This is a genomic window from Qipengyuania gaetbuli (assembly GCF_020171365.1).
In the GTDB taxonomy this organism is placed as follows: Bacteria; Pseudomonadota; Alphaproteobacteria; order Sphingomonadales; family Sphingomonadaceae; genus Qipengyuania; species Qipengyuania gaetbuli_B.
Genome location: NZ_JAIUZO010000002.1, coordinates 1,240,280 through 1,253,777, shown reverse-complemented (window position 1 = coordinate 1,253,777; position 13,498 = coordinate 1,240,280). Strand labels below are relative to the sequence as shown.

The following is a 13,498-nucleotide window of genomic DNA, read 5'->3' as shown; positions in this document are numbered from 1 at the left end:
ATCGGGCATCCACGTTCCGCCTATAGCCCCCGCCAGATTTTCGCCGGCTCGCCGTCCTTGGCGCCGAGGCGCGCCTTGTCGCAAGGCTTCGGCATGAAGCGCTTGTCGTAACAGAGGCGCAGTTCTTCCAGCCAGCCCTTGCGGTCGAGGTGCACGCCAACCGCCTCTTCCGGCCAGCCCTCGTTCGCATCGGCAAAGCGCGTGCGGATCGTGCCTGCGGTCAGGTTATCCTCGCGGCTGATGCGCACGAAATCGGGCCAGCGCAGGCCGGAATAGAGAATGCGTGTGACCTTGAAATAGGTCTCGGGCCGCTTCGTCATGCAGCTGCCGTGCTTGGCCCACTGGCGGGCCATGAGCGCGGCGTCGGGGCTGATGCACAGGTTCGGCCGGACAGCGGAAGCGGTGGGATTTGGGCCTCCGCACCATTGTGGCCAACTGCGCCCACTATCGGGCCACAGACCGTGCACGGTGAAGCCGAAACGCCCCTCCCTGCCCGAACACTGGCGCGCGTGGCGCCGTTCGTCCTCGCGGAAGCGGCAGAATTCCGGGCTCCAGCTAAGCGCCAGCGTGTAGCCCGTCACGGGCAGGTCGCGCGGGGCGGAATCTGCCTGCACATCGGGGACCCGGACCTCGCCCGGGATGCGGCACTGGTAAGCCTGCGCTTGCGCGGTTCCGGCGCTCGCCAGCGTGACCGCGGCGAGCGCTACGCAAAGACTGCGGTCAGTTGCCGCCACGCTTCTCGGCGAACCACGCCTTCGCGTCGGGCTGGAACAGGAAATAGATCGCAGCCAGCGTCATCAGATTGCCGACCAGCGTGAAGACGAGGTTGAGCCCCGAAAGCAGGCCGAAGGTCGTCGCAAGCGAGAAGATCGCCCAGGCTGCGAAGAGCACCAGGATCCATTTCACGAACTCGATACGCAGGCCCGAGATGAGGAACCACAGCGCCAGGTTGATGACGATGCCGAAGATGAGGCTGCCGATCATGATGCCCCCGGCCATGCCTTCGACGCCGGCAGCGGCCAGTTCGGCATTGGTCGTTTCGACCAGGTCGCCGTAATTGAGTGCGAAGCCTATCAGCCCGACGACGATCGAGCCGAGATAGAGCATGTCGAATTTCTTGATCGATGCAGGTTTCATCATGGTCCCTCCCCGTGATTGAGAAGAGATGCCCCGAAATTACAGCGGGGTAAAGTCCAGACCGATGTCTGCGGCAGGCGCGCTCTGCGTCAGCCGGCCGACGGAGACATAGTCGACTCCGGTCGCGGCCTTGGCCCTGATCGTGTCGAGATTGATCCCGCCGCTCGCTTCGGTGGGGACGCGGCGTGCCACCAGCGCCACTGCCTCGCGCAGGGTGGCGGGCTCCATGTTGTCGAGCAGGAGGCGCGTCGCACCGGCGGCCAGCGCGGGTTCGATCTGGTCGATCCGGTCGACTTCGCAGATGATGTCCTTCACCCCTGCCTCCACAGCGCGGCGCACCGCTTCGCCCACACTGCCTGCGACAAGGACGTGGTTGTCCTTGATCATGGCGGCATCCCACAGGCCCATGCGGTGGTTCGCTCCGCCGCCCATGCGGACAGCGTATTTCTCGAGGTGACGCAGGCCGGGAATGGTCTTGCGCGTGTCGAGCAGGGTGCAATCGGGATTGTCCATCGCGGCCACGTACTCGGCGACCATGGTGGCGATGCCCGAGAGGTGCTGGACCGTGTTGAGGGCGCTGCGCTCTGCCGTCAGCATGGCGCGGGCATTGCCTTCGAGCCGCATCAGGTCGGTGCCGGCCGGCACGCGTGCTCCCTCTTCGGCGAGGATTTCGATGGTCATGTCCGGGTCGAGCGCGCGGAAGAAAGCCTCGGCCACGGGAAGCCCCGCGACGTGGATCGCATCGCGCGTATCCATCACGCCCGAAAAGCGCGCTTCTGCGGGGATCACACTCTCGCTGGTGACGTCCCTCCCGCCGCCCGGAAGCCCTTCGCCAAGGTCTTCGGCAAGCGTGTCGCGAATGAATGCGACGAGGTCGAAACCTTCAAGTTCAAATGCCACAGTGATCGCTCCAAATCCGGGCCGGGGTAGGCCCGGCAAGGGCGACCGCCCGCCCGCAGACGCCCGTAGCGAAGCGGAGGAACAGCGTCGAGGACGCCCGCGCGGATGCGCGGGCGGAAAGCAGGTTAATGCACGAAGCGCGCCACGACGTCACGGTAGCTGCGCGACACCTTCACCTCCGCGCCCGAATCAAGCACGAGGAAGCATTCGCCATTGGTGTGCGGCTTCACCTGACGGACCTGGTCGAGGTTCACGATGGTCGAGCGGTGCACACGCTGGAACTTGCGCGGGTCGAGGCGGCGCTCGAGGTCCTTCATCGTCTCGCGCAGGATCAGCGAATTGTCGCCGGTGTAGATGCACATGTAGTCGCCGGCAGCCTCGATATGCTCGATCGTGTCGACCTCGACGCGGAAGATCTGGCCGCGGTCCTTCACGTTGATGAGCTTTTCATAGCGGCCTGCCGCTTCGGAATCGTCGGCATCGATCTCGTCGACCGCTTCGGGCGCGACTTCGGACAATACGCCGCGCAGCCGATCGGCCTCGTCGCTGCTTTTCTTCTCCGCGAGGCGCTGGCGCACGCGTTCGATCGTGTCGGCCAGCTTGTCCTCGTCGACCGGCTTCATCAGGTAATTGACCGCATTGGCTTCGAAAGCGCGGATGGCGTGCTCCTGGAAAGCGGTGACGAAAACGAACAGCGGCGGTTCGATTTCCATCACGCCCTGCACGACAGAAAAGCCGTCGAAGCCTGGCATCTGGATGTCGAGGAAAACGAGGTCTGGCTTCAGCGTCTTGATCGCGCGGATCGCCTCGCGCCCGTTCTGGCAGGTCTCGATCACCTCGACATCGTCGAAGGGTTCGAGGCGCAGCTGGAGGCCTTGAATGGCGAGCTTCTCGTCGTCGACGAGGATCGTGCGAATGGTCATGGCTTGGTACTTACCTTCTGGGGGGCATCCGGAGGATTAACGGATAAGGCCGTGGCTGGTTTCGCCGTGCCTGTCGCCCGTCCTGCGGCAAGCGGCTCCTCCTCGTCGGCGAGTTCGTGCGGAATCTCGATCAGCACGGTGAAACCGCCGCTTTCGGGCGAGCGGATTTCGAAACGGTGGTCATCGCCGTAGGCCTGCGCCAGCCGGTCGCGGATGTTGGCGAGGCCCACGCCGGTCGAATCGCGCCGCTTGTGCGTCGCCATTACCGCCGGAAGATCGTCCGCAACGCCGCTCACGTCCACGCCGGGTCCGGTATCGGAGACAGTGATGCGCAGGCGCGGGCCGACGATCTGTGCGAGCAACGAAATCTGCGCGCCTTCTTCGAGCGGGCTGACGCCGTACTTGATCGCGTTCTCGATCAGCGGCTGCAGCAGCATGGAGGGGATCTGCGCCTTGGCGGCCCGTTCCTCGACGCGGAAATCGGTGCGCAGCCGGTCCTCGAAACGCATCCGCTCGATGCTGAGATAGAGCTGCAGCGTCTCCACCTCCTGCGCCACCGTGACCTTGCCGCCCGGCTGGGTGACCAGCGTGTGCCGCAGGAAGGAGGACAGGCGGGTCAGCATCGCATTGGCCGGCTCGGTCTGCTTGAGCAGTACCAGCGTGCTGATCGAATTGAGCGTGTTGAACAGGAAATGCGGGTTCAGCTGGTAGCGCAGCATCGCAAGCTGCGCGCTGGTCGCCTGCGCCTCGAGCCGTTCCAGCCGGTCCGACTGTTCTTCCACCTGGAGGAAGAAATTGATCGCGTAATAGAGCGCCGACCATGCGCCGAGCAGCGTCAGGTCGAAGAAGTAGATGCCGATGAACAGGCGGACGAACCCCGTCTCGCCGGTCGGGCGGGTCAGGTCGAGCACCCAGCTGTCGATGAAGGCGTGGAGGCCGACCGCCACTGTCAGGACAACCGCCGTCCCGCCCCAAGTGACCAGCGGCTTCTGCTTGATCAGGTGGTTGTAGATGACCGACAGGATCAGGCTGATCGAAAAGCCGGTGATCGTCGCGATCAAGATCACGAAGAAGAATTGGAGTTCCTGCCCGTTGGCGAATGCCGACATCGCGCGCAGCAATGCGGACCCGCCCCAGCCCAGCAGCTGGAGGTTCCAGAACGCCTGATTCTTGTTGTCGAAGAACGGCGTCGGTCGGAAAGGCAGTACGGCCATGTCCAAACCCCCTAGCCCAATTGCCGCGCGCTGCGCCAGACGCTAGGATGCATGGCAGAGGGACGCTGGTAGAGAGAGATGCGATGAACAAGCCCGAAAACCTGACCCATTCGATCGAGGAACGCGCCAAGTTCCGCGAAATGAAGGAAGGCACCCAGGAAGACTGGGCCATCATCGGCGCGGAATACATGGCCTTTGCCAAGGACTTGCCCGACCGCGTGCTCGAACACCTGCGCCTGCTCGACGGCGATTTCGGGGGCTTTCCGGTGTGCCGCCTCGAACACTCGCTCCAGACCGCGACTCGCGCGCACCGCGACGGCCGCGACGAGCAATATGTGGTCATGGCGCTGCTGCACGATATCGGCGACACGCTGGGCAGCTACAACCACCCCGAAGTGGCTGCGGCGATCATCAAGCCCTTCGTGACCGAGGAAATCCACTGGATCTGCCAGAACCACGGCGCTTTCCAGGGCTATTACTACTTCCACCACCTCGGCATGGACCGGAACATTCGCGACAAGTTCTCCGAGAGCCCGCACTATGCGGCCTGCGCGGAATTCTGCGAGAAATACGACCAGGCCGCCTTCGATCCCGATTACGAGAGCGAGCCGCTGGAGTTCTTCGAACCGATGGTTCGCCGCGTCATGGCGAAGCCGCTGGCGTCGATGTACGCCAAGGCGCTGGAAGAATAGGCTAGCTGCCGAGCGCAGCTTCGAGCCTGTCGAAGCCGATCGCGCCTTCGATAACCTGGTCGCCCGCGACCCAGCTGGGCGTGCCCGTGAAGCCGAGGCTGCGGGCCAGCTCCTGGTTGCGCGCAAGTTCCGCCGTCACTTCCTCCGACGCGCCGAATTCGCGCGCCGCATCGAGGTCGAGCCCGGCCTGCTGCGCTGCCAGCATGACGTTTTCCGCCGTCGGGCTGCCCAGTTCGAACATGGCGTGATGGAAGGCCCTATACTTGCCCTGTTTGGCGGCGGCCAAGGCCATGCGCGCCGGAACGTCGCTGCCCTGGAAGATCGGGAATTCGCGAATGACCACGCGCACGTCGGGGTTCTCCGCGATCAGCCGGTCCACGTCGGCCACGCTGATGCGGCAGTACCCGCAGGCATAGTCGGTGAACTTGACCAGCGTGCGCGTGCCGTCGGGATTGCCGAGCACCGCGCCGGGGAAGGGCTTGCGCACCTCGTCGGCAACTTGCGCCAGCTGTTCGCGTGATTGTTCGGCCTGCCAGGCGTCGGCCATTTCGGGCAGGATACCCGGATTGGAAACGAGATAGTCGCGCGTCTGCGAATGGCCGAGGCCGGAAAGCGACCAGATCGCTGCGCCCGCAAAGCCGCCGACCAGCGCGATCGCTGCCGTTGCCAGATGCTGTTTCATGCCCACCTTCCCCGTTCCGATACTACCTGCGACGGCCGCAAGACCTGTCGCCGCGGGCCTCGCATTCCTGTTCGATCAGCGCCCGCGCCTGCATGCCGATGTCCTGCGCGCGCAGCCAGTCGGGCGAGCCGACGGGCAGGCCCGCTTCCGCTGCCTGCGCGCTGCGCATGGCAAGCGCGTACTGGCGGTTCATGACCTGCTGTTCCGCGCTGGCAAGGCGGGCGCGCGGGATATCGCCGCGCGCTGCGTAGACCACGCCGAGCTGGTACCAGGCGAAAGGATTGTAGCGGTCGCGTGCGACGGCGGCGCGCAGCACCCTTTCGGCTTCCTCGTAATTGTCCTTGTCCTCGGTCGCGATGAGCGCATGGCCGAGCAGCGATGCGATCAGCGGCTGCGAGCGGCTGTACTGCGTTGCCTTGCGCAGCGGGTCGAGCGCTTCGCCCGGACGCCCCGATTCGAGCAGCACCTGCCCCTTCAGTTCGAGGAAGTAGGGATCGCTCGGCGCGCGCTCGATCAGCGTGTCGGCCGCGTCCAGCGCCAGGTCCATCTTCGCCTGCTTGTGATAGGCATAGGCGCGGGCAACGAGGGCGGGGGTCGACTGGTCCTCTTCCGGATAGTCGCGCAGCGTGTTTTCCGGCTTGTCGACATAGCCCGCGAGCTTCGCCTTGATACGCTGGAAGCGCGCCTCGATCGCCGGATCGCTCGGGCGGTCCCAGGCGGGATCCTTTTCGTAGGTTTCGCGAAGGTTGTTGATGCGGTCGCCCGACAGGGGGTGGGTGCGCCAGAAGCCCGCTTCTTCGTCCTGGCTGTAGCCGCGCCGTACTTCCTGGTTGAGCAGCTTGCCGAAGAAGGTAAGCGATCCGCGGCCCGAAATGCCGGCCTTGGACAGATATTCCGCGCCCGCCGCATCGGCGCTGGCTTCCTGTGTACGGGTGAAGGCGAGGATCGAGCTCAGCGCTGCAGACTGGCCGGCCATCATCAGGCCCATGGCGGCATCGCCCGCACCTGCCAGCGCAGCGCCGATACCGGCGATCATCGACAGCAGCGAAAAGCCCTGCGCCTTGCGATAGCCTTCGCCGATGCGCACGATGTGCCCGCCGGTGATGTGGCCCAACTCGTGCGCGATGACGCCCTGCACCTCGTTGGCCGTATCGGCGGCGTCGATCAGCCCGCTGTGGATATAGACGGCCTGCCCGCCTGCCACGAACGCGTTGATGCTGGGGTCGTTGATAAGGACGATCTCGACATTGCCGGGCGCAAGGCCGGCAGCTGCGACCAGCGGGTTCGAGATGTCGTTGAGGAAGGCCTCGGTCTCCGCATCACGCAGGACGGATTGCGCGGCCGCGGGCTGCACGAGCAGCACGGCCATCGCGATGAAGGCGAGAACATGGGAGAGCAGGCGCATCGGCTGCTCTTCTAGGGCTTCCCGGCCTGAACCGGAACTGAAAGTGCGGTGGTGTCCTTGAGGAATGCCTTCACCGTATCGAACACCCGCGGGTCGCGGCGCCACGGATTGGCGAGCGCGAGCAGCGGGTCGTTATGCGTCTTGCCCGGCAAATAGAGCGTGTCGACCCTTGCGCCGCGTGCTTCCAGCGCTGCGGCAAGCGCGCGGGTGTTGCGCGGCTTGACCAGAGTATCCTCTTCGCCGTGGACGAGCAGGAAGGGCGGGGCTTCTCCCTTGGCATGATTGACCGGCTGGCTTTCCGCCCCAACCCCGACCGTGCCGAAGGTCGCGCGGGTGGAATCGCTGTCATAGGGATAGAAATCGTAAGGGCCTGCGAGCCCCACGACGCCCTTCACCGCGCCCTCTGCCACGACGCCGGCCTCGACCAGCCAGCGTTCCTCCAGCGCGACCTGCGCGACGTTGTAGGCGCCTGCCGAATGTCCCGCGATGACGATGCGCTGCGGGTCGCCGCCGAATTCGCCGATGTTCTGCGTGACCCAGGCCAGCACGCTCGCCGTATCTTCCAGCATGGCGGGGTAGCGGCCGCTTTCGCCGAGGCGGTAGCCGCCCAGCACCACGACATATCCCTCGGGCGCGATATTGCGGGCGATGAAGCCATAGTCGTCGGGATCGCCGTTCGCCCAGCTGCCGCCGTGCACGAAGACGAAAACCGGCTGCGGGCCGTTGCCGGAAGCAGCACGGTAGACCAGCAGCTTCTGGCGCGCATCGGGGCCGAGGCTGGCGCGGTGCGCGAGAGTGACCCCGCGCTCCTTGCCAGCGATACGGTCGACCGTATCGAGCACGGCCGGGCCGTTGCGGTTGATGGCGACCAGCACCGATCCGCCTGCGATGAGGCCGATGCCGACCAGCGTTGCGATCACGAGCATGACAGTCCTCACGCGCTCTCCGTCCGGGTCTTGTCCACCGACTTGACTATGTTCTTGGCTTCCGTGTCTTCGAGAAGCCCGATGGAGGCAAGGAATTTGCGCCCCTCTTCATAGCCTTCGCCCATCCACAGCGGAATGCCGGCAGCGGTCAACGATTGTTCGGCCGCCAGCTCCTCCGGGCTCATGGCCTCGCCGACCTTGCGCATAAAGACGGCACGCACGCGGTGGGGGTTGTGCGCGGCGACATCGGCAAACGCAGTGAGGTCGCCCTGCGAATCGTCGCCGATCAGCGCGAATTTCATGTCCGGATAGGTGGCGAGAATGCCGTCGATCGCCGCGCGCTTGTGGGCCCCGTGGCTCGCCGAGCCGAATGTTTCGCGGTTGAGGCCCCAGTCGCGCAGCATAATCGGGCCGAGCGGCAGCCCGCGCCCTTTCATGTAGGCGACGAGATAGGAAAACAGGTTCCACGGACTGGAAGAGACGTAGAAGAAGGGCCGCAGGGTGGCCCGCTGGTGGTCGCCTGCATGGCCCTTGCCGGCCCGGAAATCCTGTGCGCCTCCCAGCGCATTGTAGAATAGGTCCGCGCCGGGGACGAGAATGCGTTCTTCCGGCATTTCCATCAGCACGCGCCGCCAGTTGCGCATGACTGCGCGGAAATTGCCGGTGATGCCGGTCTCGATGATGGTGTCGTCGATGTCGGAGATGACGCCGAGCGCGGTGGTGCGACCGGGGGCAAGGACATGGCCGTCGATGCAGTGCTCCCCTTCGCCGTTCGACCAGTGAAAGCTGACCGTTTCCCATTCCGGAAGGTCGGAATAGGGCCAGTCGCCCTCCAGCCTTATGTCGAAGTGGACGAAGCCTTCCTTGTCGGTGAGGCCCTGGTGTCGCCTGCTCTCGCCGCCGGGCGGGGCGATTTCCAGTTCTACCGGCAGGCCTTCGACCTCGTGGCTGGCGAACTGGCCCATCATCGTGCGCATGGCGCGCCATTTGTCCGATTTCACGAACCGGCTTTCGCGGGAACGCAAGGCGCGGGCGGTAATGAACAGCCGCTCTTCGTTGCGGTAGCCGAAATAGGGCTGAATGCGGACGGGCGCGGTGGGCAGGAACGGCATGGGCCGCAGCGCTAGCGCGTGCGGCCCACGTATCTCAAGCGGTTATTCCGCGGGCGTTACTTGGCGAGCAGCTTGCGCGCAGCCTTTTCGAGCAGCACGCGATCCTCCGCCAGTTCGCCGACCACGACCAGCTCGCCGTCCTCGGTGCGGCGCACCATGACGAGAGCGAATTCCGGACCGTCGAGCGTGACGTCGGACAGTTCGGTAGTTTCGAGCTTGCGCAGCTTCTTCGCCAGCGCCGGACGGATGCCGGTGCCATCGTCCTCGACCGGTTTGCCCTGCTCTTCCTTGCGAGCGCGGCGTTCGGCCTGGACGACACCCTTGAGACCGCCTTCGGTAGCGCGCAGGAATTCGACCAGCCTGCCGCGCTCCACGCCCACGCGGTGCGCATGGGTCAGAACGGCGGCATATTCGGTGAGGCGCGTCTTGTCGTAATCGGCGCCGAAGACCAGCTTGACGACCGGCGTCATCGGCGCGCGGTCCTGCATGGTCAGGCCGTTGTCGGCGATGATTTCCTGGAAGTCTTCAGGAGCATCCTGCGCTTCGAGGCTGAAGTCGTAGGCAAGGCCAACAGCGGCGTAGAGCGCCTTGCGGCTGCGGTCTTCGGTGTTCTGCGCAGCCTGTGCGAGTTCGCGGGCTGCGGCGAGGCAGTCGTAGAGACCCTCGGGCGCCTGCTCTTCGGCAGAGGCGATGATTTCGGCATCCTCGACCGCCTCGGCAACGATCGGCGCGAGTTCTTCCGCGACAACCGGTTCGGCGGCTGGTTCGTCCGCTGCCTCAACGTCTGCGGCAGCGACTTCCGAAACCTCTTCGGCGTCTTCGAAGTCTTCGTATTCCTCGTCCGCTTCGTAGGCGCCGTAATTCGAATAGTCTTCGACCGGCTCTTCCGGTTCGTAGGCCTGCGGGATCGCCGGCGCTGCCGGAGAGGCGAAAGCCGAGAGGTCGACCGTCTTCTTCTGGCGGTCGCCGCGGCTGACCAGCGACATCAGGCTGCTGCCCGCATCGTCGTCTGCCAGCGGATCGACGAGGTCGTCGACGTCGTCGTCCTCGTAATCTTCTTCGTCCCAGTCGGGCAGGCCATAATCGGCGGCGGTCTTGATGCCGGTGTCGAAATCATCATCGCCGGCGTCGTCGCCGTCATGCGATTCGGCGGCAAGGCTGCCGAGCGGATTGCCGAGCGCATCGACACCGCGTTCGCGGCGCGCAGGGACGGAGGCTGCGACGTCATCCTCGACCTGGCCGAAGGCCGGGGCCGGGATTTCGTGCTCTTCGTCGTCGTCAATCACCGCATCGCTGCCGAGGTCGAGCACGGCAACGTCATCGTTTTCCTCGTCATCCCAGTCGTCGCTGGCTTCGGCGGAAAGATCTTCGAGCGGCTGGGTCAATTCCAGCATATCGTCGACTTCCTCGACCGCCTCGATCCCGGCCGTTTCACCGGCAAGGGCCTGGTCGATCTGCAGCAGCAACTCGTCGGCGGTCTTGGCGTCGGCCAGTTCCTTCCAGTTGATGACGCCGAAGATGAAATCGATCGTCTCGTCATCGCTGGAATAGGGCAGCAGGATGCCGCGATAGAGCACGGTCGAACCGCGCTGGTTCACGAATTCCGCCTCGAAGCCGATCGGCGCCTGGTTGGCGAGGATCTGCATGTAATGGTCGGTGATGCGGCTCAGCAGCGAACGCGGCGGGACATCGTCGAGATGTTCCAGCGGACCTTCGGCGTCGCATTCCTTGCGCAGTTCGCCCCCCACGAAGCGCACGGCGGGATTCTCGATCCCGGTCGAGAAGTCGAGCAGCACCGAATAGGGACCGAAATCGTCGAGCAGTTCGGGCTCGAGGTCCTCGATGTTCGGGAAAGCGGCATCGCCCAGCAGGCTGGCCCAGTGATTGTATGCGCGCACCTGCATGCGGCGCTCGTCCTGGCCTACCGGGGAAGGCGGCGGATCGAGGTCGGCATCGGCCTCGTCGACGAAATCATCGTCGAGATGGTCCTGTGCGTCATGCGCGCCAAATGCGCCGCCAAGCCTGTCCATCACTCAAAAGCCCCCGAATGCGAGTTGCGGTATTCGGGAAGGGGTATGGGGCAGGCGTAGTAAAAATAGGGTTAAGGTTAACGCAGGCCTCACCCTGCAGACGGTTACAGGAGGTAACGCATCCTGATGGTCATGGCCTTGTCCTTGTCGGCCATGTCGAAGGCCGCTTCGCTGAATTTCGGCGGCCCCATGCGCACGGGCGCATCGCGCGAGAAGCCGAAGCCTTCCTTGGGGATCATGCCGAGCGCGCGGTCGGCCTTGCCGTTGGCATTCTCGTCATGGAGGAGCGCGATTGCGTAGCTGCCCGGCTTCACCTGTTCGAAGGCGAAAGTCACTTCGCCCTGGTGCGCATCGACGCTGGTAGCGTGATGTCCTGCGGCCTTCTTGCACTCGGGAAAATCGCTTTCCGAGCTGACCAGGCAGGCGCGCAGCAAGCCCTTGCCATTGCGCACATCGGTCACGGTCACCGTGATCTTCGACCCGTGCGCGGCAGGCGGCGGAGCCCCGGCGCCCAGCGCCAGCGCCGCGATCGGCAGGATGAGAATGCGGTTGGTCATATGCGTTCGCTCAGTCCCCGGTCGGTCCCGCACAGCCGGTCCCAGAACCGGAAATACAGGCCGTAGTTGCAGCGGTATTCCTCGTGGTGCCGCTGGTGGTGGCTGGCGGTTATCAGCCAGCTTCCCAACCGCGAATGAACGAGGCGGCGGGGAAACATCTCCCAGCCCATGTGATTGGTCACGCCCATCACCGTCATGATGGCGAGCACGAGGCCCAGCATCGCGATGTGGATGGGGATGAAGAACACCAGCGCCGGAATGACCACCGCGCCGGTCAGCGCTTCCCACGGGTGGAAGCTCATCGCCGCCCAGGCGGTCGGCGGGCGGCTGGCATGGTGCACGGCATGCATCGTGCGGAACAGCGCGGGGCGGTGCATCAGCCGGTGGGTCCAGTAGAACCAGGCATCATGCAGCACGAGATAGGCGAGCGGGGCGAGCGGCAAGTACCACAGCGGCATTGCGTCCCATTCGGTATAGATCAGCGTCCAGCCGCGTTCCTGCCAACCCCATGCGACCACGCCTGCGGGAATGCCGTAGATTGCCGCAGAGGCGAGCGACCAGCCGATTTCGCGCCTGATCTGGTCGCCCAGCTTCGCGTGATAGCCGGGCCGCTTGATATTGGTGGCGAGCGCAAAGGCGCCGCTGGACGCGAAATAGCGCAGGGCAATGATGCCCGTCATGGCCACGGCCGATATTGCGATTGCGTCCCACATGATCCCGCCTGCACTTATGCCGCAGGAAAATGCCGCTGCACAGACGCTAGTTTACTCTGCCACGCCCCAGGGGCTGCAGTGTGGATCGACGGCCACGGTCATGCGGCGCATGGCCGCACGGGCGAGGCGTTCGACCTCCACCTTGCGGCGCGCTGCCGCGAGCGGGTGGAGCGGGGCCGGGCGCACGATCTCGCCGTCATAGCCGTCGGCCACGACGATGCCGCAGCAATCGGGGCGATAGCCGTCCCCTTCGAGCGGCGAGCGGTCGAGATGCGGCGGCACGCCCCAGTAGAAGCGGTCGCAGAAATCGAGATAGTCGGGCCACTTGCCATCGCCTAGCAGGTCGCCGCGCTGGACCTTGATCTCCACGATGACGACGCGCCCCTTGGGATCGAGGCCCATGAGATCGGCGCGGCGCCCGTTGCGCAAAGGGATTTCCGGCATCAGCCAGACATCGTTGCGGGCGAACAGGCGCATGATGCCCCGCGCCACTTCGACAGCGGTTTCGCCCGATTGCGCGGCGTCGGCGCGGTCGATCGCGGATGAATCACTCATTCCGCGTGGATGGAACAGAATGTGAACGCGGTCAAGCCGCCGCTAGCGTCACCCGTGCGGAACGAGCGCCACGATCGCATCGCGCGATGCGTGGAATTCGCGCCACAGCGTCAGGGCAGCGACGGTGGTGTCCTGGCCCCCTGCGCTCAGCGCGAGAAGCGCCCGCAGGCCGGGCTGCATGATGGCGGCAAGGTCGTCGACGCCGCGCCGGACCAGCTCGTATTCGAAGCCTGCAAGCGCTTTTGCACGTTCCGGCAGGCCGGTGACCTCTGGCCCCTCTTCCGGGCGACCCAGCTGGGCGAGCACGCCGATGGCGGCAGCGGCATCGTGTACCGCGCTCCACTGCTCGGCCAGCGTTTCGCGGTCCTGCTCGCGGCGAAGGCCTTCGCCTGCAGGCGGCAGCATGATGGCTTGCGACAGGTCGAATTCGTGGGTCAGCGCGTTCATGGGAGCAAGGTTAACGCCGCCCCGCTTGCCAAATTCCTAATACCGCCAGGCCGTAGCGAGGAAATTTCACTGGCCCGCTCACGGCGCGCTTGCTAAGCGCGCCGCTCGCCTAGCGCGTCATGGCCAGGCACCCGTAGCTCAGCTGGATAGAGCGCTGCCCTCCGAAGGCAGAGGCCACAGGTTCGAATCCTGTCGGGTGCGCCAG

At 65.0% G+C, this 13,498-nt stretch carries 14 protein-coding genes, 1 tRNA gene and 1 pseudogene; 2 read left to right on the top strand and 14 right to left on the bottom strand.

Annotation, left to right across the window (positions count from 1 at the left end; genetic code table 11):
* Positions 1 to 20: 20 nt before the first annotated feature.
* From LCL94_RS06705 to LCL94_RS06685, 5 genes are all read right to left on the bottom strand, one after another.
* Positions 21 to 734 (bottom strand): ribonuclease T2 family protein, encoded by a 714-nt coding sequence (locus tag LCL94_RS06705; protein ID WP_224831537.1) that lies wholly within the window; start codon positions 732 to 734, stop codon positions 21 to 23.
* Complete coding sequence (locus LCL94_RS06700; RefSeq protein ID WP_224831536.1) at positions 721 to 1,140, bottom strand: hypothetical protein; 420 nt, start codon at positions 1,138 to 1,140, stop codon at positions 721 to 723. Before LCL94_RS06700 ends, LCL94_RS06705 begins: the two co-directional genes overlap by 14 nt.
* A 36-nt stretch (positions 1,141 to 1,176) precedes the next feature.
* Positions 1,177 to 2,037, bottom strand: a complete 861-nt coding sequence (gene nadC, locus LCL94_RS06695) for a carboxylating nicotinate-nucleotide diphosphorylase (RefSeq protein ID WP_224831535.1) — start codon at positions 2,035 to 2,037, stop codon at positions 1,177 to 1,179.
* 125 nt (positions 2,038 to 2,162) lie between these two features.
* On the bottom strand, positions 2,163 to 2,960 hold the full coding sequence (locus tag LCL94_RS06690) for a LytR/AlgR family response regulator transcription factor (RefSeq protein ID WP_160608543.1): 798 nt from the start codon (positions 2,958 to 2,960) through the stop codon (positions 2,163 to 2,165).
* A complete protein-coding gene (locus LCL94_RS06685; protein WP_224831534.1) occupies positions 2,957 to 4,174 on the bottom strand; it encodes a sensor histidine kinase in 1,218 nt (405 codons plus the stop codon). Before LCL94_RS06685 ends, LCL94_RS06690 begins: the two co-directional genes overlap by 4 nt.
* An 83-nt stretch (positions 4,175 to 4,257) precedes the next feature.
* Between LCL94_RS06685 and LCL94_RS06680 the strand changes: the two genes are divergently transcribed.
* Entirely contained in the window at positions 4,258 to 4,866 is a 609-nt protein-coding gene (locus tag LCL94_RS06680) for an HD domain-containing protein (RefSeq protein ID WP_224831533.1), read from the top strand.
* A 1-nt stretch (position 4,867) separates the two neighbouring features.
* On the opposite strand, the gene LCL94_RS06675 is transcribed toward LCL94_RS06680, so the two are convergent.
* The 9 genes and pseudogenes from LCL94_RS06675 to LCL94_RS06635 all read right to left on the bottom strand — a co-directional run bounded on the left by LCL94_RS06675 (position 4,868) and on the right by LCL94_RS06635 (position 13,293).
* The gene (locus LCL94_RS06675; protein WP_224831532.1) at positions 4,868 to 5,548 is read right to left on the bottom strand and encodes a DsbA family protein; all 681 of its coding nucleotides are present in this window, start codon (positions 5,546 to 5,548) and stop codon (positions 4,868 to 4,870) included.
* Positions 5,549 to 5,570: 22 nt separating this feature from the next.
* On the bottom strand, positions 5,571 to 6,953 hold the full coding sequence (locus LCL94_RS06670; RefSeq protein ID WP_224831531.1) for a M48 family metalloprotease: 1,383 nt from the start codon (positions 6,951 to 6,953) through the stop codon (positions 5,571 to 5,573).
* Between the two features lie 11 nt (positions 6,954 to 6,964).
* Positions 6,965 to 7,891 (bottom strand): alpha/beta hydrolase, encoded by a 927-nt coding sequence (locus LCL94_RS06665; RefSeq protein ID WP_224831530.1) that lies wholly within the window; start codon positions 7,889 to 7,891, stop codon positions 6,965 to 6,967.
* The gene (locus LCL94_RS06660; protein WP_224831529.1) at positions 7,888 to 8,991 is read right to left on the bottom strand and encodes a phosphatase domain-containing protein; all 1,104 of its coding nucleotides are present in this window, start codon (positions 8,989 to 8,991) and stop codon (positions 7,888 to 7,890) included. The genes LCL94_RS06665 and LCL94_RS06660 overlap by 4 nt, the downstream gene beginning before the upstream one ends.
* A gap of 1,439 nt (positions 8,992 to 10,430) precedes the next feature.
* Positions 10,431 to 11,021 (bottom strand): annotated as a pseudogene (locus tag LCL94_RS06655) (hypothetical protein); the annotation flags it as partial.
* Positions 11,022 to 11,125: 104 nt separating this feature from the next.
* A complete protein-coding gene (locus LCL94_RS06650; protein ID WP_224831528.1) occupies positions 11,126 to 11,578 on the bottom strand; it encodes a DUF2141 domain-containing protein in 453 nt (150 codons plus the stop codon).
* Positions 11,575 to 12,291, bottom strand: coding sequence for a sterol desaturase family protein (locus tag LCL94_RS06645; RefSeq protein WP_224831527.1), 717 nt, complete (start codon positions 12,289 to 12,291; stop codon positions 11,575 to 11,577). Before LCL94_RS06645 ends, LCL94_RS06650 begins: the two co-directional genes overlap by 4 nt.
* A 51-nt stretch (positions 12,292 to 12,342) precedes the next feature.
* On the bottom strand, positions 12,343 to 12,846 hold the full coding sequence (locus LCL94_RS06640; protein ID WP_224831526.1) for an MmcB family DNA repair protein: 504 nt from the start codon (positions 12,844 to 12,846) through the stop codon (positions 12,343 to 12,345).
* Between the two features lie 48 nt (positions 12,847 to 12,894).
* A complete protein-coding gene (locus LCL94_RS06635; protein ID WP_224831525.1) occupies positions 12,895 to 13,293 on the bottom strand; it encodes a hypothetical protein in 399 nt (132 codons plus the stop codon).
* Positions 13,294 to 13,420: 127 nt separating this feature from the next.
* Here LCL94_RS06635 and LCL94_RS06630 point away from each other — a divergent pair.
* Positions 13,421 to 13,497: transfer RNA gene (locus LCL94_RS06630), tRNA-Arg, on the top strand.
* The last annotated feature ends 1 nt before the right edge of the window (position 13,498 follow it).

Bases quoted from the DNA above. Each gene is read 5' to 3' on its own strand.
- LCL94_RS06700 (WP_224831536.1), bottom strand. From the start codon at position 1,140: ATGATGAAACCTGCATCGATCAAGAAATTCGACATGCTCTATCTCGGC.
- LCL94_RS06690 (WP_160608543.1), bottom strand. From the start codon at position 2,960: ATGACCATTCGCACGATCCTCGTCGACGACGAGAAGCTCGCCATTCAA.
- LCL94_RS06685 (WP_224831534.1), bottom strand. From the start codon at position 4,174: ATGGCCGTACTGCCTTTCCGACCGACGCCGTTCTTCGACAACAAGAAT.
- LCL94_RS06680 (WP_224831533.1), top strand. From the start codon at position 4,258: ATGAACAAGCCCGAAAACCTGACCCATTCGATCGAGGAACGCGCCAAG.
- LCL94_RS06675 (WP_224831532.1), bottom strand. From the start codon at position 5,548: ATGAAACAGCATCTGGCAACGGCAGCGATCGCGCTGGTCGGCGGCTTT.
- LCL94_RS06670 (WP_224831531.1), bottom strand. From the start codon at position 6,953: ATGCGCCTGCTCTCCCATGTTCTCGCCTTCATCGCGATGGCCGTGCTG.
- LCL94_RS06660 (WP_224831529.1), bottom strand. From the start codon at position 8,991: ATGCCGTTCCTGCCCACCGCGCCCGTCCGCATTCAGCCCTATTTCGGC.
- LCL94_RS06650 (WP_224831528.1), bottom strand. From the start codon at position 11,578: ATGACCAACCGCATTCTCATCCTGCCGATCGCGGCGCTGGCGCTGGGC.
- LCL94_RS06645 (WP_224831527.1), bottom strand. From the start codon at position 12,291: ATGTGGGACGCAATCGCAATATCGGCCGTGGCCATGACGGGCATCATT.
- LCL94_RS06640 (WP_224831526.1), bottom strand. From the start codon at position 12,846: ATGAGTGATTCATCCGCGATCGACCGCGCCGACGCCGCGCAATCGGGC.
- LCL94_RS06635 (WP_224831525.1), bottom strand. From the start codon at position 13,293: ATGAACGCGCTGACCCACGAATTCGACCTGTCGCAAGCCATCATGCTG.